The following is a 20,408-nucleotide window of genomic DNA, read 5'->3' on the forward strand; positions in this document are numbered from 1 at the left end:
CCTTTTCTATATTACTTGCCTATGAATTGAGCTTTCCTTTTTTCACTGAATGCTGCCACACCTTCAGCATAATCCATCGTTAAGCCGGCAATTCGCTGACCCTCCGCTTCTTCTTTTAAGTATTCTTCTAATGAAAGGTGATAGGATGCCTCTAAATATCTTTTGATTAAGCCTATTGCTTTCGTTGGTTTGTTTGCGATATTCTCTGCAAAGGCTTTCAATTGCCCGTTCCATTCTTCCGCACCGATCACTTTTGTAGCGAGCCCGATATTTTTCGCCTCGGCAGCAGGGACCTTTTCCCCCAATAAAGATAATTCCAAGGCTTTCGCATGACCAACGATCCGCGAAAGGTAATAAAGATTTCCCGAATCAGGAATCAATCCGATATTGACAAAAGCATTTAAAAAACTGGCTTTTTCAGAAACAAGCCGGAAATCGCATGCCAGTGCAAGGCTGAATCCAGCCCCTGCAGCCACTCCATTGACCGCTGCAATGATCGGTTTTTCACAGCTTGCTATTTGCAGCATCATCGGACCATAGTCTTCGCGCAGCATCTGGCCTAAATTCATGCTTTCATCAACATCAGATAAATCCTGCCCCGAACAAAAGGCCCTGCCTTCCCCTGTAATGATAATGGCCCGCACTTCAGCGGAACCCGCAGATATTTTGATCGCTTTCTGTATTTCCTTATTCATTTGGGACGTAAAGGCATTAAGTTTATCAGGACGGTTCAAAGTAAGCCAAGCCACTCCGTTTTCAACCCTATATGTGATAGTTTCGTACATAGAGCACCCCTTATCCGCCTGTAAAATTAGGCTCTCTTTTTTCAACAAATGCTTTCATCCCTTCTTTTTGGTCCTCTGATGCAAAAAGAATATAGAAGTTCTTCCGTTCAAATTGCATGCCCTCATATAAGGGGTAATCAACGGCTTTATTGACGGATTCTTTAATCAGCCTTACAGCTAACGGAGGTTGCTTTGCTATCTTTCCTGCAAAATCGACTGTTTCTTCCATTAACAATTCAGGAGCAACGATCTTATTTATGAAACCATATTGCAGAGCTGTCTTTGCCTTTATCCTTTCAGCCGTCAATATCCATTCAAGTGCCTTCGTCTTGCCTACCAATTTCGTTAGCCTTTGGGTTCCTCCTGCACCAGGCATGACTCCTAATGTCACTTCCGGAAAGGAAAACTGGGTATCGCTAGCGGCAATCAAGAAATCGCAGGATAAAGCAAGTTCAAAACCACCACCGAATACAAAACTTTTCACCGCACCAATCACAGGCTTCTTGACTAAGCTTATTCGGTCCCAATCAGCAAATTGGTTAGTTAACTCCATACTGATTGGATTGTCGTTCACCATCTCGTCAATATCAGCTCCAGCAGAAAATGCTTTTCCATTGCCCGTTAGCAAAATCACCTTCACTTGAGGGTCCAAATCGAATTCTTCCATAGTTGAAACTATTTCCCTTACCATTTTCCTGTTAAGGGCATTCAGTTGCTTCGGCCGATTTAAAAAGATATAACCAATGCCATCCTCGATTGACGTTTCAATGAATTGAAGCGCATTCATTTTATTTCCTCGCCAATCATCATCGTTACTAGTTTCCCAGCAAAGCCCATCAGGTCTTTCCCTGATGCTTTTCCTTCCGGGGAACGCATTCCTTGTTGCAGTGCATCGTGGTCTTCATAATACATTTCACATAGAATGTAATACTCAGAGTCTTTGCCCATTGGGGTCCCGACTATTTTAGTGACCTCCATTTTTTGAAGACCGGGAATTTTTTCCGTTATCGGACCATGTACATTGAAGTAGTGCTCATCGAATTCTTCCTTGTTTTCAGGTTGTTTGTATAGGGCGATTAACTTTACCATTTTATAGAACCTCCATTTTATTAAATCATTTTAATCATCGGTTTCATCGCTTCGAAAGGATTTTTGCATGCTTTGCAATATAAAATGCTGCGGCACGCCGTTGGACCGAATATATTTTCCATCGTGACATATGTAGATTCACAATACGGGCAATCTACATGCCAAGATCCATCTTTTTTCATTTGTCGAGGAGGAGGGGAGATTCCGAAAACCTTCAATCCAGCTTTCCCCTTTTCCGTAATTCGATCAGATGTCCAGGAAGGGGACCGTAAAAATTCCACGCTTACATTTTTTACGGCTGGCAGCTGTTTTATGGCGGATTCCACATTTTTTTGAATGATGGACAATGCCGGGCACCCTAAAAAAGTTGGCAGCATTTTCACCGAAACGTCCCGGCCCGAAACCGTCACGTCTTCAACCATCCCTAAATCCAAAATACTAACTGTATCAATTTCGGGATCTTTAACGTCTTCCAGGAGCTTATATATTTCTTCTGTGTTTATCAGTACGGTCGACATGATACCCCTCCCCTTTTTCTATTGATTCACCATGAAGCTGCTTTATCGGTTGCGTACACTTCACTTAACGTTTCTAGCGCCTTTTCCAAATCTCCCGTATGCTGTCCATTGCGTCCATCACCTTGGGCCATTCCAATTTCAAGAGTTGTTGCTAAGCCTACACTTTCAAAGATTGGGGTGACAGCCTCGATCCATTTCTTCTGTAAGGCAGCTTCGCTTTCTATCAAGCCAAGCTCCACCATTTCTTCTCCATATTGTCCAAGTGAAAATACGCCAGCGAAATCCGGCATTGTTTTCTCAATCGCTGCTATCATTCTCGAAACCGCTTCTTCGTGACCAGAACCCAGCAATTGGACGAACCATGTTTTCCAGTGCATCAAATGATAGTAAAGTTCCATCTGTACCTTTTGTGCCACTTCGGCAAGCGGTTCATATGAACTTGAATGAAGGGATTGAACCTTAATCGCTTTGGCTTGGGTATAAAAATAATTCCGCACTACCGCAAAAGCCCAATCATAATCCGGGTCTTTCAAATAGTACCCTGGACCATTGACCACTTCGAGGATGATCGCATTACGCCGTTCTTTAGCGGGACGGTCGTGAGCCAGTTTATCTGCATCCCCTTCACCGAGTTCATCCAGTAATTTATAAAATATGGCTGCATGCCCCATCGTATCTTGAGATATCGAGGAGGATGCAACATCTTCTTCGATATGCGGTGCGAGTCCCAGCCATTCCGAACCACGATATGAATGGATGAAATCATCGTCCGCCAGTTGAAGCAGCAATTCCTTGATTACTATGTTCTTCAATGGTTCATTCCTCATTTTTCACGCCTCCCGCCCAAGACATTATCTCTTTTTCATCGAGCATTCCCTGCTCATACTTCCGCCATTTTTTCTTTAAATACCCATACCCTTTTGTGGTTCGGTAATCTTTATTATCAATACGTTGAAGCGTTTTCTTTTCCTCAATCGTCATTTTTCGTATATTCTGTCTTTTAACGACCCAGATATCATCAACCGCTTCACGTCTCATGAAATTTTCTTGTGCCATCATGATGGCGATATCCTCATTGGGTGCCAGGAGGCTAAAATGATATTGAACGGGTGAAGTTTGCGTTTTACGGCTAAATACTTCAAATTCTTCAAAGTAATTTTCTTGTCTAGTTTCCATATCGTCCTTCCCCCTCTCTTAGATGACCTTTGGCGCTAACGCCTCACGTACCCATTTATTATTTTCATAAGAAGTTCTTCGAAGACTTAAGCGATCCTGCGAACAGGGCCCTTCATTTCTTGCGATGACCTTCAATTTCCCCCAATCGGGTTGTTGGTAAATCCATGTTTCAGATTCTTTATCAAATCTAAGTGTTTCATCTGGAATGGTAAAACCAAGTGAAAGGATTCGCTTCACATATTTAGACAAAAAGCCTTGGCGAAGCTCTTCATTGGTACTGGTTCTGATTCTGTACTTTATCGTTACATCCTGTTTGGATGATCCCACTTCATTCTTACTGGGAGGTCCAAAGAAAAGTAACAAAGATTCCCACCAATAATTGATGGAGTCCTGAACCAATTTCCTTTGTTCTTCCGTTCCTTCAGCCAAAGCCATGATTATCGCTTCACCATGCTGGGCGTGAAAAACTTCTTCCGCGCAAATCCTCTGTAAAGCTCGTGCATATGGTCCATATGAAGCGCCAAGCATATTCGTCTGGGAAATGATGGCTGCCCCATCAACCAGCCAGCCAATCAATCCTGCATCGCCCCAGGATTTGGCTTCCATATGGAAGACATTATGAAACTTTAAATCTCCTTTAAATAAATCTTGCATAAGGTCATCCCGTTTTTTGCTGTACGGCTTTAGCAAATCCTCGGCGACTCGAAGCAATAATTGCCCATGCCCCATTTCATCCTGCACCTTTGCCATGATTCCAAGTTTTCTATTTAAGGTCGGGGCTTTAGGTACCCATTCCTTTTCTGGAAGCGCCCCCATGATTTCACTGATGCCATGCATCGATATTAACTTGATGAGGGTGCCCCGATAATCTTCCGGCATCCAATCATCCGCTTCTATCTTTTCCCCAGCTTCGATTCTGGCAATGAATTGGTTCAGTTTTTCTTGTTCTGCCATATCATTTAAAAGAACGTTCATTCAAATCACCTCTTTTTTATTATATAACGTTTATATAACGTTATTATATTTTACTGTTATATTTATTGCAAGACTATTCCGTTTTTTTTCAAAATAAAAGGAAATTATCAGGGGTTCTACGATTCTTTTATTCAACTAAAACCTTAAACGGCGAAGTTTCCACTTTAATTGACTCTGTTGGACAGCCTTCCATTGCATCTTCCAGATCATCAAATAAATCTTCCGCGACCTCTGCAGTTCCTTCATTTTCATCCTGGATGACAAATGCCACTCCCTCATCATTGTAATCAAAGATTTCCGGTGCAGCGGCACCGCACGCACCGCAAGCAATGCAAGTTTCTTGATCCACAATTGTATATTTAGCCAAGATGCCTTCCTCCTTCTCCTATTTCATGATTGTTTCTTTCTTCTCTTCCATTAGACTTGTGCTGTGAAGGGGCTGCACTTTTGAAGATGGATCGATGAATACTTTTGCATTGCTGATTGCAGTAGGTGCTTCTCCAAACCCACTAGCTATCAACTTTACTTTCCCTTCGTAAGTGCAGATGTCCCCTGCGGCATAAATGCCCGGAATGTTCGTTTCCATTCTTGAATTAACGACAATCGCATTTTTTTCAATTTCCAGATTCCAGTCTTTAATCGGACCCAAAGAAGAGATAAACCCATAGTTAACCACGACTGCATCCGCTTTATGGATCGCTTCTTCCCCGTTATTCACGTTTTCGAGCACCACTTGTTCAATTTCTTCTGCTCCACGTAATTCAATCGGTATATAAGGAGTCATTATCTCAACGTCAGAGTCCGTAAGGTTTTCAACGCTATGTTCATGAGCACGGAATTTTCCCCGACGGTGTGCAATCGTCACACGATTTGCGATAGGCTCGAGCATTAAAGCCCAATCAACGGCAGAATCACCGCCTCCAAAAACAATAACATCCTTTTCCATGAACGAATTTAGGTCATCTACAAAATAATGAAGATTTTTACCTTGGAACTTTTCTTCCGTATCAATTTTTAATTTTCTCGGGTGGAAAGCACCATTGCCCGCCGTGATGATGATCGTTCTTGAATAGTGGACTTCTTTATTTGTAGTGAGTTTAAAAATGCCATCCTTCTGCTTTTCGATCATTTCTACCGCCTGCTCTAAACAAACCTCTTGTTTAAACGCTTTCATTTGTTCTTTTAAATTATTCACCAGCTCTTGTGCCCTCACTTTTGGGAATCCGGCAACATCATAAATATACTTCTCCGGATATAACGCTGATAATTGACCTCCAAGCTGTGGCAAACTTTCAATGATTTTGACAGACATTTGCCTCATGCCGCCATAAAAAGCTGTAAATAGCCCTACTGGGCCTCCACCAATAATCGTGACATCGACTACATTTTCTTGTTCGCTCATCCGGCACCCTCCTTTCCAGCCAGTTATAAATTAATCACTTCATCTTTCCGTTTATCAACGACACGGATGGCTTTTCCTTCTGAACGCGGAATGCTTTTTGGAATGTTGACAACAATATCCATCGTTACAAGACATGTGGACTTCATATGATGCTGAATCGTTTTCCTTAATATCCCTACATTTTCATGCGTTAAGTCTCCTTCAATCTCTTGGTAGAAACCGCTTTCAATTTCGATGTGCAGTTCAACACTATCCATTTTCCCCTTCTTAACGAGATGAATCTGATAATGAGGCACGATTCCCTCCATTTGGAATAAAACACGCTCAATTTCTGAAGGAAATACATTCACTCCCCTGACTATGATCATATCATCCGTTCTGCCTTTAACACGGGACATTCTTGTTGTGGTACGTCCGCATTTACACGGTTCATGGGTAATGGAGGCGATATCACCTGTACGATAACGAATGATTGGCAGCGCTTCCTTTGTAAGGCTGGTAAAGACAAGTTCCCCATCTTTGCCGTCCTCAACTGGTTCAAGCGTATCGGGGTTAATGATCTCAACAAGGAAATGGTCTTCTGCGATATGCAATCCATCCTGTGCTTCACGGCATTCTATCGCAACTCCTGGCCCCATGATTTCACTTAGTCCGTAAATATCGATCGCTTTCAAATTCAGTTTCCTCTCAAGGGTCGCTCTCATTTCCTCTGACCACGGCTCAGCTCCGAAAATCCCATACTCAAGCCCATTATCAGCTGGGTCAATCCCCATCTCTTCCATCTTTTCAGCGATATTCAAAATATAAGAAGGGGTTCCACAAATGCCGCGCGGTTTAAAATCATTGATGATCGTAATCTGGCGATCGGTATTCCCCCCTGAAATTGGTACGGTGGCAACCCCTAGCTTTTCTGCACCGCAATGGAGACCCAGTCCGCCTGTAAACAGACCATATCCATATGCGTTATGGAAAATATCCGACTTCCGACCTCCTGCCGCTACAATTCCACGTGCGACGATCGTTGCCCAGTTTTCCAAATCGTTTTTCGTATACCCGACAATGGTAGGCTTTCCGCTTGTTCCGGATGAACCATGAATGCGTGTCACATCCTCCATTGGAACGGCGAATAAACCGAACGGATACTGATCACGAAGAGTCTGTTTTTTTGTAAATGGAAGCTTTGTCACATCGCCTAGAGTTTGAATATCTTCTGGATCAAGGCCCATCTCTTCAAATTTTTCTCTGTAATAAGGTACATTTTCATATACATGGCTTATCGTTTTTTTAAGGCGTGCCATTTGTAAACTTTCCATTTCAGCACGCGTAGCCGTTTCAACTTCCGGATTGTACATTGTTCCAGTCCCCCTCATTTGGTCCCAAGCATTTCTCTTTCATAACGGTAATAATACGGAAATAAAATTATTGTTATGCTTAATTTTAAGATTAATACGTCACTTATACGTTGTCAATCATGTTTTTTGGATTCAACAAAAATGACAGAATAAACAAAAAAAAAAACAAAGTTTTAATTTACTAAATTTTCTGATTATGTTAACTTTAGCATTGGTATATCATTTTATCGAATGCTCGTTTTAAAAACGTTCTACAATAAAAAGGGGGATTATTATGGAAAAACCGGTTAAAATGGGTCTTTCACCTGAAGGTCATGACAGCGGAAATAAGTATCGTCAATTAATTGAAACAGAAGAATTCAAGGATCTGCTTCAAAAGAAAAAAGCTTTTATCTTACCTGTCACTCTTTTCTTTCTTGCCTTTTATTTTGTTCTGCCTATTTTAGCTGCTTACACAGAAGTACTGAAAGGTGAAGCCTTTTTCAATATTACTTGGGCTTGGGTATATGCACTTCTCCAATTTGCCGTCGTATGGATAGGAGGAATTGTCTATATAAAAAAATCAGAGAAGTACGACAAGATGGCTAAGAATATCTTGAATAAATATCAGAAGGAGCTTGGCGAATGAGCATTTTATCCCTTACGCTTTTTTTAGGCATCATTTTATTAACGCTTGCAATAACCTATTACTCTTCAAAAAAAACGAAAAATGCCAGTGATTTTTATACTGCCGGCGGCGGATTGACAGCATGGCAAAATGGATTGGCCGTAGCCGGTGACTTTATGTCAGCCGCTTCTTTCCTGGGAATAACAGGCGCTATCGCGCTGATTGGTTTTGATGGCTTTTATATGAGCATCGGGAACCTTGTTGCCTTTCTTGTCTTACTGTATCTTGTTTCGGAACCACTTCGAAATTTAGGTAAATTTACGCTGGCAGACATGATATCAGCGCGCTTTAAATCAAAAAAGGTGCGTGGGATAGCTGCAGCTAATACACTTGTCATTTCAATCTTTTACATGATTGCTCAACTTGTTGGTGCAGGAGGATTAATTAAACTGTTGCTCGGCATCGATTATTGGCTATCCGTACTTCTTGTCGGTGTATTGATGACGATTTATGTAATTTTCGGCGGAATGAGAGCGACAAGCTGGGTGCAGATCACCAAAGCGGTTCTTTTACTATGCGGTTCCGCTGTGTTGACGTTCATCGTATTTTCCCGTTTTAATTTCAACATTTCAGAGATGTTCCATCATGTCCAAACCGCAACACCTCTTGGAAATGATTTTTTGAATCCTGGAAATAAATACACCGATGGGCTTGACATGATTTCATTTAATATGTCGCTTGTACTTGGAGCAGCGGGCCTTCCGCATTTGCTCGTCCGCTTCTTTACAGTGAAGGATGCGGCTACTGCAAGGAAATCCGTCGTATATTCCACATGGTTTATAGGGATATTTTTCATCATGACGATTTTCCTTGGTTTCGGTGCTGCCGCTTTCGTCGGTTTTGACCGGATCGTCGAAGCTAACTCGGCCGGAAACATGGCCGCGCCCCTACTTGCATTAACCGTGGGCGGTGAATTTTTATTCGCTTTCGTATCCGCTGTGGCATTTGCCACGATATTAGCGGTTGTATCCGGACTTGTTTTAACGTCAGCATCCGCTTTTGCACATGACATATACGGTGAAATCATCAAGGACGGGAATATTACGGAAAAACAGCAAATTCTCGTTGCCCGTATAGCTTCGGTCGGCGTAGCGGTCATTTCGATTTTACTTGCTTTATTTGCTCAATCAATGAATGTCGCTTTTCTTTCAGTCCTTGCGCTTGGAATTGCTGCCAGTGCCAATTTACCGATCATCCTTTGCACAATATATTGGAAACGCTTCAACGCAACCGGAGCGATCACAGGAATGTTATTCGGGTTACTCAGCTCCATCATACTAGTCATGCTCAGTCCTAATGTATGGAATCCGGAACCTGGAATGGGGATTTTCACAGGCGATCCCCTCTTCACGATGAGCAACCCGACCATTTTCACCGTGCCGCTCGGCTTTATTGGAGCTTATTTAGGCACAATCTTGTCAAAGGCAAAAGATGAGGAAAACAGTTTTGCTGAAGTACTGTTCAAATCAAACACCGGATATGGGATAAGTTCAGCTAAAGACCATTAAGGAGGGGGATTTTCATGACCACACATTTAGATCAGGATATTCACGAATTGCATTATGATCAAATCAAACAAGTACTGGTCGAAGAACCATATGCTTCTTTCCTCGGGATGAGATTGACGAAACTCGGTCCCGGTACAGCTGAAGCAGAATTGATTCCAAGTGACCACATGCTCAATGCACACGGAACGGTTCATGGTGCCATTATCTTTTCACTTGCTGATTACGTGTTCGCAGCAGCCAGCAATTCCTATGGCAAAATAGCGGTTGGCGTTTCAAACAACATCAATTTCTTATCAGCTGGCAAACGGGGTGAGACTTTAACTGCCAGAGCGGAAGAGATCAAGAAAAACCATAAACTGGCATGGTATAAAATAGACGTGTTAAATGAAAGGGAATTGATTGCAACCATGGAAGCGATGGTATACAGGAAAAATCAATATTTCGTAGACCAAGTTGAATAAGTAACGTTTGAAACCGGACAAGCAATCCATTTGTCCGGTTTCCTTTCCCTTGATTTTCCAAGGATACATACGCATACATTAAAAAAAGGAGGATTCCCGATTTGGAATCCCCCTCCCCTATTTTAAACCCTTCTTCTAGTTATTGACCGCAATACTGGAATCTATCACTTTTAACCACTCCCCACGCCCCTTTCACTTATCCCATCCGTCTGATAAACGATTTTCCCTCTATGCCTTCCCAATGATTACGGCCAGATTCGCTGAAATGCACATGGACATCAATTAATCAAAGAAATCCTCGTGATGCTACCATTTTCTCCTTCTTTCCTTCATATACATCCAGCGCAGCCTGCAAAGCCTCTCCCCGATTAACTTGGAACCCCTGGCGCAAAAGGACAGCTTCCAAGGAGGCCAATACAAACAGGATGTTTTCTTTCCTGCAACTGAATCCCATGGTCCCGATCCTCCAGATTTTCCCGTGAAGCGGACCAAATGAGGAAGCGATTTCGATACCAAATTCATTCAACAGCATGGCTCTTACAGCTTCACCATCGATTCCTTTTGGAATTTCGATGCAAGTTACACATGGAAGTTTGTTTTTCCCATCCCCGAATAACGTTAGCCCCATCGCCTTGATCCCTTCAACGAGAGCAGCTTCGTGAAGTTCATGACGGGCAAAGCGCGTTTCCAGACCTTCTTCAAGCACAAGACGCAATCCTTCACGTAACGCATAAATCATGGAAGTCGCTTCCGTATGGTGATTTAAACGGCGCGGCCCCCAATAATCCTGAAGCATGCTTAAATCGAAATAATTACTGGTAATCGGACGGCGGACCGAAACCTTTTGGTTGTCTTCATCCGTCGCAATACCACGTTCCACCTTTTTGCGGGACTGGATGATTGCTTCTATTCGCTCATTATACGTAATCGGTGCCATACCCGAAGGAACGGACAAGCATTTTTGTGTCCCTCCTATCAATCCATCAATACACCATTCATCCACCTTTACATCGGTGCCCCCGATGGAGGCAACCGCATCCACCACAAGCAGGACACCCAATTCACGGCAGGCCAACCCGATTTCCTTCAAGGGCTGCATGCAACCAGTGGAAGTTTCCCCATGGACGATTGCTGTTATCTTAGGGGAGAGTTTCTTGATTTCCGCGATGACAGCTTGCGGATCGAACACCTCTCCCCAAGGACATTCTATCGTATGGACTTCAGCTCCGTATCGCTTACAAATTTCCACCAACAAATGACCGAACCTTCCGAATATAGGAACCAAAACCTTATCCCCCGGCTCAATGATGCTGCATAGAATCGCTTCATTACCCGATCTTGAGGTGCCATCTATCGGGAAGGCCCATTTATTTTTCGTTTGAAAAACCAAACGCAGCATTTCCATCACTTCATTCATGATAGTAGTGAACGCAGGATCGAATTGCCCTAATATCGGTGTGCTCATCGCCCTTAAAACACGCGGGTCCACTTCGACCGGGCCTGGTGTCATGATCGTTCTCATCGGTGCATTCAATTCTGAATATGACATTTTAACCAACTCCATTAATAGTCTAATTTATATAGTATTTCACTTAAAACGCCGATTCCCTTTTCCATATCCCAACACTCGTAAACTCCTTAGGCGAATGACTGATTCCCCCATTACTTGGAACGAACAGCAGGCAAGTCGGACAATACGAACCGAACACCTGTGCATCATGCCCGGCTCCGCTGACCATATCTTGGTAAGGTATGTTTTTATCTTCAGCTATCTGACAAGGCGATTCATTTCCGGATCCATCGCAACAGGTTCGACATCCATCCATTGTGAAACCTCCAGCTTCATTTCAGCTTCTTTTGCCAAGGAATCGAAAGTCGAAAAGATTTCCTTACAAAACCTTTCAAGAACCGTTTCCTTGTGGTGCCTGATATCGAGACTGAACTCCACTTCACCAGCAATGACATTTGGAACATTAGGTTTAACATCCATTCTGCCAACCGTCGCAACTAAACCCGGGTCCATGCCCTTCGCTTTTTTCGTTAAAAAAGAAATGAATTCCGAAGCAAAACCTACTGCATCCTTCCTATATGACATGGGAGTGGTGCCCGCATGCTCACTCTCACCAATGATTTTCACCGTATTACGGCGCTGCCCGACAATATGGCTGACGACCCCATATGCGCCGTCATATTCCCCCCCATCCTTGACCGTGTCTATATGGGAACCGGTCAAGGATGGGGGGGATCCTTTCCCTCAAGCCTCCAAACAAGTTGCCTATATACTATCAAAATATGTAATAAGGTTTTCTTTTTCCATCTCAGCTTTCATTGCCTGCTGAGCGCTCATCCATTCCTTGGAATATAATAACCGGGTCACCCCATTACTCTCTCTGTTGCCCCGAAAGTGCTAACGATTCTATCATCGAACGCAACATCATCCTTTTCATCTATGAATTTTTCGTTTTGATTGACCACCACATCGCTTCCCTTCACAATACCCATTCATGTTATGAATATTCACAAAATTCATGTCATCTATTATTTTACTTGCTTTCGCATTTAACTTCATTGACAATTCTGTTAGTATTTCGGTGTTTTTTTGTGCAAAACAACCATCTGAAAGCAAACCAATAATGTGTATAATATACAGATTTTCTATGATCAAAAGAAGTGGTACTTATTGTTATAGTTAGCTCCTTATCATATTTCACGGGTATTTTTTTATAAATTAAGATACTAGTTCCACTTATGCCGTCCAAATTAACTTCTGTTGGTCTGCGAACCTAAAAAGATGATGTCTAATCTTGTTACATCTAATTCACATATGTTTACTTAACTTCTTCTTTTTATAAAGAATTAGACCAAAATGGGGAACAAGTAATCTTGATCACTTGTTCCCCATTTTATCGAATAATCACTTATTTTAATCCAAAGCCCCGTATGAGGTTATGACAATTGGTGAACTTGGATTTTCAAACCTTAAGGTACCCTATTTCTTAAGTTGACTTTAAAAACACTTTATTATAATTAACAACATCTTGATTTTAATTCAGGCTTTATCGTAACTTTATTGCTTTTAATTGTAAATTTTTAGAACGAATGCTCCCTTTTTGGTTGTTAAGAATTGCTTATCACGAATCTGTTTATACAGTGTATTTAATGGAGATTCCCCCTAAAATATAGAGTTAAAATAAGACTTTGCGAAAAATCTTGTTTCTTATACGGGATATCCCAACACTTTAACCTAAAACCCTAACTATACAATACATATAAAAAAGACAATTAGTTTTTCATACGCTAAGCTTTATGAATTTAATAACATTGCATCCTGGTTGGTCTGAATGCCCCAGAAATCACTTATTGTTACAACTTATTTTTCTTCGCTTCAATGCGTCGTCGATGCAGGATAGGCTCAGTATACCCACTTGGTTGGTTATAGCCTTGAAACACTAGGTCGCATGCTGCTTGAAACGCCACTGAGTTGTCGTAATTTTCCGCGATATATTGATATGCTGAATCTCCAGTGTTTTGTTCATCCACTACTTTAGCCATTCGTTGTAAAGTCTCCAAAACCTGTCCTTTTGTACAAATTCCGTGGTGAAGCCAGTTAGCCATATGCTGACTAGAAATTCTTAGTGTGGCACGGTCTTCCATCAACCCTACATTGTTGATATCTGGTACTTTAGAACAACCAATCCCTTGTTCTACCCAACGTACAACATAACCGAGGATACCTTGAGCATTGTTATCTAGCTCTTGCTGAATTTCTTCCGGACTCCATTCGAGGTTTTGATCCACTGGGATTTCTAAAATATCATCACGTAAATTTACTGGATTCTTTTTCAACTCATCTTGTACCTTTTTTACATCCACTTGATGATAATGAAGAGCATGCAATGTCGCTGCAGTTGGTGAAGGCACCCATGCTGTATTCGCCCCTGCTTTCAGATGGCCAATCTTTTGCGTTAGCATTTCCGCCATCATATCAGGTATTGCCCACATTCCTTTACCAATTTGAGCTCGACCTTGAAAACCGGTTGCTAGACCTACATTGACATTCGATTTTTCATAACCTTGTAGCCATTTTGATCCTTTCATGTTATTTTTGAGGATCATAGGTCCGGCTTCCATAGAAGTATGAATTTCGTCTCCCGTTCGATCTAAGAACCCGGTATTAATAAATGCCACTCTTTCTTTAACTTGGCGGATACAAGCTTTCAAGTTTAATGAAGTTCGACGTTCTTCGTCCATAACACCAATTTTCAGTGTATTTCGCTGTAGACCAAGGATGTCTTCCACACGACCAAAGAGTTCATTGGCAAAAGCCACCTCTGCGGATCCATGCATTTTTGGCTTTACGATATAGACTGATCCTTTAGATGAATTTTGATATTTACCATTCCCCAACAGGGAATGTTTGGCAAGTAAACTAGTCATGACTGTATCCATAATCCCTTCAGGAATCTCCTCACCATTTGCATCTAGGACTGCGTTTGTGGTCATTAAGTGTCCCACGTTACGGACAAACATAAGTGAACGACCAGGCAAAAGAGAATTCAGCTCCATCTGGTGCTCTGTATAAACGATCCGGGTTCATTGTACGTGTCATCATTTTATTATCCTTTTTGAAAGTTACAGTCAGATCACCCCTCATAAGACCTAACCAATTTCGATAGACCAGGACTTTATCATCAGCATCCACTGCGGCAACAGAATCCTCACAATCCATAATGGTCGTAAGAGTAGATTCCATTAGAATGTCCTTAACGCCTGCTTTATCTATTTTACCGATCAGGTGACTTCGATCAATCTGAATTTCAAAATGCAAACCATTATTTTTTAATAATATAGCCGATGGCTTTTCGTATTCACCTTGATTGCCAACTAGCTTAGATTCCTCTACTAAACTCGTAATTTCTCCATTTCTGAGTGTAACAGCTAATTTCCCATCTACTACTGCATATTTCACAGCGTCTTTATGTGAATAATCCTTTAAAGGAGTTACTTGATCAAGAAAATCCTTTGCAAATGAAATAACTTCTCCACCGCGTACTTCATTGTAGCTCCCTTCTCGGTAGGCTCCTCCTTTTTCGCTAATAACATCTGTTCCATAAAGGGCATTATAAAGGCTTCCCCACCTTGCATTTGAAGCGTTAATAGCATAACGAGCATTATCAACCGGGACAACTAGCTGCGGCCCAGCTTGGAAGGCTATTTCATCATCTACCCCTTCTGTCGTAATATGAAAGTCTTCTCCTTCAGGTTCGAGATAGCCAATCTCTTGTAAAAATGATTTATATTTAGCAAAGTCAATCTCTTTATTTTCTCTATGCCATGTATTGATTTTGGTTTGAATTTCATCGCGACGAGCTAACAATTTTTTGTTTTTTGGAGACATGTCATGCACCAATTTTTCAAAATCAACCCAAAATTGTTCCTGATTCAGTTCGCTTCCAGGTAGCCCATCCTTATTGATAAATTCAAAAAGTACCGGAGCCACTTGAAGATTACCTATTTTCACATATTCTCCCATGGTGTATTCCTCCTTTAAAAATTAGTTTGACTCCCGGCATACGCCGAGATAATTTTCTTAAACCAGGTGATCTCTCCTCCCTTTGAACGGGTTCAATACTTAATTTGTTTTCGATTTCAAGTCCTCAAATTTATTGTTTTGTTTTCTTATAATCAATTTCAAGTTTATCGTTAGAGATGTCCAATATAGTCAATATGGTATGAACACCTTTTTCCTTCAATCGTAAAATGAAATCCCATTTTTTTTAGAATAATCACCTTATGTTTCCATTTTCAGGTAGATAATTCGGTTACTGCCCGACTTCCAATTTATTTGTTAACTTATTCCAATCAATGAGTTTTTCCATAAAGATCGATATAATGACACCCATAATGAGACCATTTGTAATGAAAGGCTGCAAGAGGACAGGAATACTGCCGAATAATGCTGGCGGGATATTCATAATGCTAACTCCAACTAGGACTGGCCCCGCTAAACGGAGTATCGTTTCAGAGTTGAATAACGTTCCTTTCAGGCTGTTTATAGCGGTCCCAAACAATTGAAGGTATGCAACAAATAAAACAGCGTTACCTATTGTTAATGGTATTGTTCCTAAGAATCGCCCTAATGGCGGAATAACTCCAAGGAGAGTAAACAAAAATCCGCTTATAATGAATGGCTTTCGTTTGAATAACTTGGTACTTTGTAGAAACCCTATCGTAGATGTAAATGGTGTAAAAGGGACCAAGCCAAAAATCGAAGTGATAAACGCAAAAATACCTGTTACAAAAATAGATCTCCTGTATTGACTATGTTCCACCTTTTCCTTGTAAACATCTGCAACAGCTTGAATAGAAGCGAAAGAATTCGTTAAATTCAGAAGGACCGCAAAAAAGGAAACAAAAATAATACCAATATTCAAGTTTGGAGTTCCAAGGGGAAAGAAAGTGAATGCCATACCTGAAGAGCTAGCCGTCGGAAGATCTGAAGGGAAAATAATTCGATATAATGACCATCCTACGATAATTCCGATCAGGATTGAGAAATTGCTTAGTATTTTCCCTCCTTTAATCCTTAAAAAGCCGACGAAGATGACAATCAAGATTGAAAACAAACTGACAGGGAGATCAATTGTTCCACTTTCGGTTATTTTAAACATACCTTTGAAGAAAATAAAGATGAGCTGAAAGGTCAGTAAAAATATATAAACACTTATCACCATCGGCTTAATTACTTTTTGTATGATATAAATCAGGTTAAATGCCGCAAGCAGTACGGTTACAGCTCCAGCCAGCAAAATACCTGTTGCAATTCCTCCCCCTACGGTTGCAAAATCCAATCCGAGTGCAGATGCAGAGATACCCATATTTATCATCAGACCCCACATTAGCCCTGAATGGCTGTCCAATAATGGATAACGATGCCCAACCCATGCCTGCAGAATACAGGATATTCCGGTAAAGATAAAGGAGCACCTTATCGTCATTTCAATTGTTTCTGTAGGAAGCTGGAATGCTGCTCCTACAGAAATTGGTACGACAACCGTATTGGCAAAAATAAAAAAAAGCCACTGTAAAGAGGAGAATAATGTTACAGTAACTCCTTGCTGTTTCATCTTAATCATCACCATTTCCGATTTCTGGATTTTTATAAAATCTGTTTGCTAGTTTTTAAGGAAGCCAATCGTAGAAATTACAAATCATCACTTTTTATAAATAAAAATATAAGCGAAGCGCTGTCTTCATTACAATCGCTTCGCCTTAATCACTTTTTTTGTTTTTTGAAAGAAGAAACTTAAATTATTTTGTAATGTTAAATAATCTTAGCCTTTTTCTAATATCTTGTTATATCCATAGGCAATGCCCCTGCAGCAAAGCCTACAAACATGAATCGACTGTTTCCTGTATTACGCATTCCATGAATTTGATTAGGCTTGGCCAATACTACCATTCCTTTTCTGATCGTGATCTCATTCTCTAGATCAGGAAAGTATGTTCCTTCCCCCTCAATGCAGACCCAAATATCATCAACATTCGAATGGGAATGTAAAAATACTTCCTGCTCAGGTTCAAGACACCAAACTGCCCCAACAGTTTTATCCGTTTCATAGAAATAATTTTTTTGTGGTGCATTAGAATCGAATTTTGCTATTTTATCGATTTCAAAAACTCTTTCCTCTATTATCGACTTTTTGTTCAAAATTACATTCTGGTCCATACCTCAGCACCTCTTTAATATTTAATGGTTTTGAATTACACTTACCGGATCTCCCTAAAATACAATTCTGCCCGCATTAAATCTCTTGAAGTTGTCATCTACTCATTTCTTCTAAATGATGTGACCTTTTACAAGGATGCATCACGATTACAATCTTTAGAGTAAACATATGTTAAATTTTCTCTGCCTACCGCATAGGCTGCTTGATGTACATATGGACCCATAAAAATGTAATCTCCTTTCTTTACAGGAACCCACTGATTATCCAGGTTATACATCCCTTCTCCCGAGAGTAAGTAGGCTCCATGTTCTTGCACATGTGTTTCGATGAACGGATGAGATGCAGCAGGATCAAAGGAAAGAATATGAAAATTCATATCAAAATCTATATCCGCAGGCAAAAGATCCTTAAGATGGACATTATGCATATCATCATAAATCCTGAATTCAATGTTGTTCGCATGGTTTGAATAAACCCATGGCCTCCGTCCTTCAAGTGGACGATACTTTTGCTTATATAGGAATAGTTTAGAATCTCCATCCAATTGGTTTTCTAAATACATCTTTGTTCCTGGCGGACAGTATAAATAACCGCTTTCATCGAGGACAAACTCTTGTTCACCTGCAGTAGCTTTTATTTTCCCTTCAATAACATAGACAAATGTCTCAACATCTTCTTGTCCACCAAACCCCTCGCTGTTCTTTCCTTCCTTTTGCATTGTCACAATGTAATCGACAAAGCTTGCTCCAAGCTTTGGAGAAGCCAAAATGGAAATGATACAATTCTCAAATCCCGGAACAACATTATTAACCAATCCTTCAGGTGCAATTAAAGCATATTTACCGTGCTCAATTATTGATCTGCTTGCTAATAAATCTTTAGGATAACCCATCTTTTAAACTCTCCTTTTAATCGTATTTTATTTGAAATATGTGACTCATGGTGTGCCCTGTTCCCGCTATAAATCAACTTATAATTGAAGCTTCTTTTCATATATTATTAGCTTGTGTTAGAAACAATTAAGTCCCTTATATAAATATTAACCGCTTTCATTTAATTAGTCTTTATGCCTAATCGATAAAAACGTTTTATATTTTTGTTCATTATAGATAAACATATTACCTTCATATTTTTTCTCTTTCAGGGAAGGTCCTGGTTCCTTACCTGCTTCTTTTGCTTTTAAGATTGTGCAATAAGATTTTCCCCAGTCCTTTATAGCTTAACAATCCTAGATTTTAATTTTTTCCACAGTGGTAATGCTGCCATTTTCAAAAACAATAGCCCCATTGACGATCGTTGTTGTTACTTGCCCTTTGAATGTCCTGCCAACATAAGGCGACTGCTGATGGCGGTAGAACAAATCTTCCTTTTTCAGCTCGAAGCTTTTGTTCAGATTAACTATCGCCAGATCAGCGTCGCTATCAACGGCTATTATCCCTTTATGGGGATAAAGGCCAAATAACTTAGCTGGATTCGTTGATGTTAATTCAACAATTTTCCCCAGAGGAAGATTACGGTTGAAATGCCCCTCTGTCAACATAATATTGAGCGTAGATTGGGCACCGGAAATCCCACCCCAGGCACTGAAAAAGTCATCATTTATTACTTCTTTCATAGAGGCAGGTGCTGGTGAATGGTCGGATGCTATTACGTCAATTTCACCGTTTGCTACAGCTTCCCATAATTGTTCTACTTCTTGATCATCACGCAGTGGAGGGCAGCATTTTGCCAATCCGCCTTTTTCCTCTAAGTCTTTTAATGTCAAAGATAAATAATGAGGGCATGTTTCTACCGTAATATCCAGGCCTCTTTGCTTTGCCTGATTGATGACTTCCACTACTTTGCGGCTGCTCGCATGAACAATATGCAGTTTACACCCTGTAGCTTCTGCATATGAAATTATTCTTCTTACCGCTTCAATTTCGGAAATTATCGGTCTTGATTCGACGAAGTCTTTTGCAGTCGTCTTATTTTGTCTTTGTTTTTCTTGTGCAAGCTGATCACAAATGACTGTACTTTCAGCATGAACGGCTAAAAGTGAACCTACAGAGGCAATTTCTCTCATCCCTTTAAAAATCGTAATATCATCGACATGATTGAAATCGACAATTCCGCTCGGTGACATAAAAGCTTTAAATCCAATTACTCCATTTTCATCAAGTTCCTTAATATTCTCAATATTTTCTGGTATAAGTCCACCCCAAAAGCGGCAATTGACTACCGACTTTTCTTCGGAGCAAGCTCTCTTTAATGCCAAATATTCTTTATTGATTGTTGGTGGTGTACTGTTCAATGGCATATCAAAATAGGTTGTCACCCCACCTGCCGCTAAACTTCTGCTACCAGTTTGAACACCTTCCCACTCAGTTCTGCCTGGCTCGTTGAAATGAACATGAGTATCAATTAATCCTGGGAGGATGTGCTGCCCCTCAGCATTAATTTCTCTTGTTGCTATAGCATCAATATTTTTTCCGATAGTCACTTCTTTAATTTTCCCTTCCTTAATTGCAATATCTCCTTGAACAATCGAATCAAACATTACAAGATTTCCATTTCTAATGAGTAAATCATATGTAGTCATAGGTTCATTCCTTTCTATGGGAAATCAAATTTTATAAAAACTTTTAAGGAGAATCCTCTTTTACAAGTTGCATAATGAAGAAACGAACATCTTGCTTTGGGCTGTTGAAATCGTATATATTCGGAATTAAATACAACTATTACATTCTGAACATCGTTTTGAGA

At 40.6% G+C, this 20,408-nt stretch carries 20 protein-coding genes and 1 pseudogene; 3 read left to right on the forward strand and 18 right to left on the reverse strand.

Translation table 11 applies throughout. The features are described from left to right. Window positions 1–11: 11 nt before the first annotated feature. The 10 genes from QFZ73_RS05955 to QFZ73_RS06000 form a co-directional block, all read right to left on the reverse strand. Window positions 12–785, reverse strand: coding sequence for an enoyl-CoA hydratase-related protein (locus QFZ73_RS05955; protein WP_307264114.1), 774 nt, complete (start codon window positions 783–785; stop codon window positions 12–14). Window positions 786–795: 10 nt separating this feature from the next. Next, window positions 796–1,572, reverse strand: coding sequence for an enoyl-CoA hydratase/isomerase family protein (locus QFZ73_RS05960; RefSeq protein ID WP_251435769.1), 777 nt, complete (start codon window positions 1,570–1,572; stop codon window positions 796–798). Continuing rightward, window positions 1,569–1,874 (reverse strand): EthD family reductase, encoded by a 306-nt coding sequence (locus QFZ73_RS05965; RefSeq protein ID WP_034314904.1) that lies wholly within the window; start codon window positions 1,872–1,874, stop codon window positions 1,569–1,571. Before QFZ73_RS05965 ends, QFZ73_RS05960 begins: the two co-directional genes overlap by 4 nt. Window positions 1,875–1,894: 20 nt before the next feature. Continuing rightward, window positions 1,895–2,392, reverse strand: a complete 498-nt coding sequence (gene paaD / locus QFZ73_RS05970) for a 1,2-phenylacetyl-CoA epoxidase subunit PaaD (protein WP_251435772.1) — start codon at window positions 2,390–2,392, stop codon at window positions 1,895–1,897. 26 nt (window positions 2,393–2,418) lie between these two features. Continuing rightward, window positions 2,419–3,219 carry a 1,2-phenylacetyl-CoA epoxidase subunit PaaC gene (paaC, locus tag QFZ73_RS05975; protein WP_307264124.1) on the reverse strand — a complete coding sequence of 267 codons (801 nt, stop codon included), beginning with the start codon at window positions 3,217–3,219 and terminating at the stop codon, window positions 2,419–2,421. Beyond that, window positions 3,209–3,568, reverse strand: a complete 360-nt coding sequence (paaB, locus tag QFZ73_RS05980) for a 1,2-phenylacetyl-CoA epoxidase subunit PaaB (protein ID WP_061461908.1) — start codon at window positions 3,566–3,568, stop codon at window positions 3,209–3,211. The genes paaC and paaB overlap by 11 nt, the downstream gene beginning before the upstream one ends. An 18-nt stretch (window positions 3,569–3,586) precedes the next feature. Then, a complete protein-coding gene (gene paaA / locus QFZ73_RS05985) occupies window positions 3,587–4,543 on the reverse strand; it encodes a 1,2-phenylacetyl-CoA epoxidase subunit PaaA (protein WP_251435778.1) in 957 nt (318 codons plus the stop codon). A gap of 127 nt (window positions 4,544–4,670) precedes the next feature. After that, window positions 4,671–4,910: a ferredoxin gene (locus QFZ73_RS05990; protein ID WP_251435781.1), complete on the reverse strand. Its 240-nt coding sequence runs from the start codon at window positions 4,908–4,910 to the stop codon at window positions 4,671–4,673. An 18-nt stretch (window positions 4,911–4,928) separates the two neighbouring features. After that, window positions 4,929–5,945, reverse strand: a complete 1,017-nt coding sequence (locus QFZ73_RS05995) for an NAD(P)/FAD-dependent oxidoreductase (protein ID WP_307264132.1) — start codon at window positions 5,943–5,945, stop codon at window positions 4,929–4,931. Window positions 5,946–5,968: 23 nt separating this feature from the next. Then, on the reverse strand, window positions 5,969–7,297 hold the full coding sequence (locus QFZ73_RS06000) for a phenylacetate--CoA ligase family protein (RefSeq protein ID WP_251435787.1): 1,329 nt from the start codon (window positions 7,295–7,297) through the stop codon (window positions 5,969–5,971). Between the two features lie 274 nt (window positions 7,298–7,571). On the opposite strand from QFZ73_RS06000, the gene QFZ73_RS06005 reads away from it, so the two are divergent. The 3 genes from QFZ73_RS06005 to QFZ73_RS06015 are packed head-to-tail and all read left to right on the forward strand — an operon-like array spanning window position 7,572 to window position 9,933. Further along, window positions 7,572–7,925 carry a DUF485 domain-containing protein gene (locus QFZ73_RS06005; RefSeq protein WP_251435789.1) on the forward strand — a complete coding sequence of 118 codons (354 nt, stop codon included), beginning with the start codon at window positions 7,572–7,574 and terminating at the stop codon, window positions 7,923–7,925. Beyond that, window positions 7,922–9,472, forward strand: coding sequence for a solute symporter family protein (locus QFZ73_RS06010; RefSeq protein WP_307264140.1), 1,551 nt, complete (start codon window positions 7,922–7,924; stop codon window positions 9,470–9,472). Before QFZ73_RS06005 ends, QFZ73_RS06010 begins: the two co-directional genes overlap by 4 nt. A gap of 14 nt (window positions 9,473–9,486) precedes the next feature. Beyond that, window positions 9,487–9,933: a PaaI family thioesterase gene (locus QFZ73_RS06015; RefSeq protein WP_307264146.1), complete on the forward strand. Its 447-nt coding sequence runs from the start codon at window positions 9,487–9,489 to the stop codon at window positions 9,931–9,933. A 286-nt stretch (window positions 9,934–10,219) separates the two neighbouring features. Here the strand turns inward: QFZ73_RS06015 and QFZ73_RS06020 are convergent, their stop codons facing one another. The 8 genes and pseudogenes from QFZ73_RS06020 to QFZ73_RS06055 all read right to left on the reverse strand — a co-directional run bounded on the left by QFZ73_RS06020 (window position 10,220) and on the right by QFZ73_RS06055 (window position 20,244). Then, the gene (locus tag QFZ73_RS06020; RefSeq protein WP_307264149.1) at window positions 10,220–11,482 is read right to left on the reverse strand and encodes a pyridoxal-phosphate-dependent aminotransferase family protein; all 1,263 of its coding nucleotides are present in this window, start codon (window positions 11,480–11,482) and stop codon (window positions 10,220–10,222) included. Between the two features lie 43 nt (window positions 11,483–11,525). After that, a complete protein-coding gene (locus QFZ73_RS06025; protein WP_251435798.1) occupies window positions 11,526–11,759 on the reverse strand; it encodes a M20/M25/M40 family metallo-hydrolase in 234 nt (77 codons plus the stop codon). Then, window positions 11,702–12,166, reverse strand: a complete 465-nt coding sequence (locus QFZ73_RS06030; protein ID WP_251435801.1) for a peptidase dimerization domain-containing protein — start codon at window positions 12,164–12,166, stop codon at window positions 11,702–11,704. Before QFZ73_RS06030 ends, QFZ73_RS06025 begins: the two co-directional genes overlap by 58 nt. 1,130 nt (window positions 12,167–13,296) lie before the next feature. Then, window positions 13,297–15,466 (reverse strand): annotated as a pseudogene (locus QFZ73_RS06035) (malate synthase G). A 289-nt stretch (window positions 15,467–15,755) separates the two neighbouring features. Further along, entirely contained in the window at window positions 15,756–17,060 is a 1,305-nt protein-coding gene (locus QFZ73_RS06040; protein WP_307264156.1) for a uracil/xanthine transporter, read from the reverse strand. A 218-nt stretch (window positions 17,061–17,278) separates the two neighbouring features. Beyond that, window positions 17,279–17,662 (reverse strand): cupin domain-containing protein, encoded by a 384-nt coding sequence (locus QFZ73_RS06045; protein ID WP_207117649.1) that lies wholly within the window; start codon window positions 17,660–17,662, stop codon window positions 17,279–17,281. A gap of 128 nt (window positions 17,663–17,790) precedes the next feature. After that, entirely contained in the window at window positions 17,791–18,555 is a 765-nt protein-coding gene (allE, locus tag QFZ73_RS06050) for a (S)-ureidoglycine aminohydrolase (protein ID WP_251435810.1), read from the reverse strand. A gap of 336 nt (window positions 18,556–18,891) precedes the next feature. Continuing rightward, window positions 18,892–20,244: an allantoinase gene (locus QFZ73_RS06055; protein WP_307264161.1), complete on the reverse strand. Its 1,353-nt coding sequence runs from the start codon at window positions 20,242–20,244 to the stop codon at window positions 18,892–18,894. Window positions 20,245–20,408 lie beyond the last annotated feature (164 nt).

Origin of the sequence: Peribacillus sp. V2I11 (assembly GCF_030817135.1) — a bacterium.
GTDB lineage: Bacteria > Bacillota > Bacilli > Bacillales > DSM-1321 > Peribacillus > Peribacillus simplex.

What these genes read in the sequence shown, in the direction of transcription:
- QFZ73_RS05955 (WP_307264114.1), bottom strand. Translation starts at nt 785, where the DNA reads ATGTACGAAACTATCACATATAGGGTTGAAAACGGAGTGGCTTGGCTT.
- QFZ73_RS05960 (WP_251435769.1), bottom strand. Translation starts at nt 1,572, where the DNA reads ATGAATGCGCTTCAATTCATTGAAACGTCAATCGAGGATGGCATTGGT.
- QFZ73_RS05965 (WP_034314904.1), bottom strand. Translation starts at nt 1,874, where the DNA reads ATGGTAAAGTTAATCGCCCTATACAAACAACCTGAAAACAAGGAAGAA.
- paaD (WP_251435772.1), bottom strand. Translation starts at nt 2,392, where the DNA reads ATGTCGACCGTACTGATAAACACAGAAGAAATATATAAGCTCCTGGAA.
- paaC (WP_307264124.1), bottom strand. Translation starts at nt 3,219, where the DNA reads ATGAGGAATGAACCATTGAAGAACATAGTAATCAAGGAATTGCTGCTT.
- paaB (WP_061461908.1), bottom strand. Translation starts at nt 3,568, where the DNA reads ATGGAAACTAGACAAGAAAATTACTTTGAAGAATTTGAAGTATTTAGC.
- paaA (WP_251435778.1), bottom strand. Translation starts at nt 4,543, where the DNA reads ATGAACGTTCTTTTAAATGATATGGCAGAACAAGAAAAACTGAACCAA.
- QFZ73_RS05995 (WP_307264132.1), bottom strand. Translation starts at nt 5,945, where the DNA reads ATGAGCGAACAAGAAAATGTAGTCGATGTCACGATTATTGGTGGAGGC.
- QFZ73_RS06000 (WP_251435787.1), bottom strand. Translation starts at nt 7,297, where the DNA reads ATGTACAATCCGGAAGTTGAAACGGCTACGCGTGCTGAAATGGAAAGT.
- QFZ73_RS06005 (WP_251435789.1), top strand. Translation starts at nt 7,572, where the DNA reads ATGGAAAAACCGGTTAAAATGGGTCTTTCACCTGAAGGTCATGACAGC.
- QFZ73_RS06010 (WP_307264140.1), top strand. Translation starts at nt 7,922, where the DNA reads ATGAGCATTTTATCCCTTACGCTTTTTTTAGGCATCATTTTATTAACG.
- QFZ73_RS06015 (WP_307264146.1), top strand. Translation starts at nt 9,487, where the DNA reads ATGACCACACATTTAGATCAGGATATTCACGAATTGCATTATGATCAA.
- QFZ73_RS06020 (WP_307264149.1), bottom strand. Translation starts at nt 11,482, where the DNA reads ATGTCATATTCAGAATTGAATGCACCGATGAGAACGATCATGACACCA.
- QFZ73_RS06025 (WP_251435798.1), bottom strand. Translation starts at nt 11,759, where the DNA reads ATGGATGGATGTCGAACCTGTTGCGATGGATCCGGAAATGAATCGCCT.
- QFZ73_RS06040 (WP_307264156.1), bottom strand. Translation starts at nt 17,060, where the DNA reads ATGAAACAGCAAGGAGTTACTGTAACATTATTCTCCTCTTTACAGTGG.
- QFZ73_RS06045 (WP_207117649.1), bottom strand. Translation starts at nt 17,662, where the DNA reads ATGGACCAGAATGTAATTTTGAACAAAAAGTCGATAATAGAGGAAAGA.
- allE (WP_251435810.1), bottom strand. Translation starts at nt 18,555, where the DNA reads ATGGGTTATCCTAAAGATTTATTAGCAAGCAGATCAATAATTGAGCAC.
- QFZ73_RS06055 (WP_307264161.1), bottom strand. Translation starts at nt 20,244, where the DNA reads ATGACTACATATGATTTACTCATTAGAAATGGAAATCTTGTAATGTTT.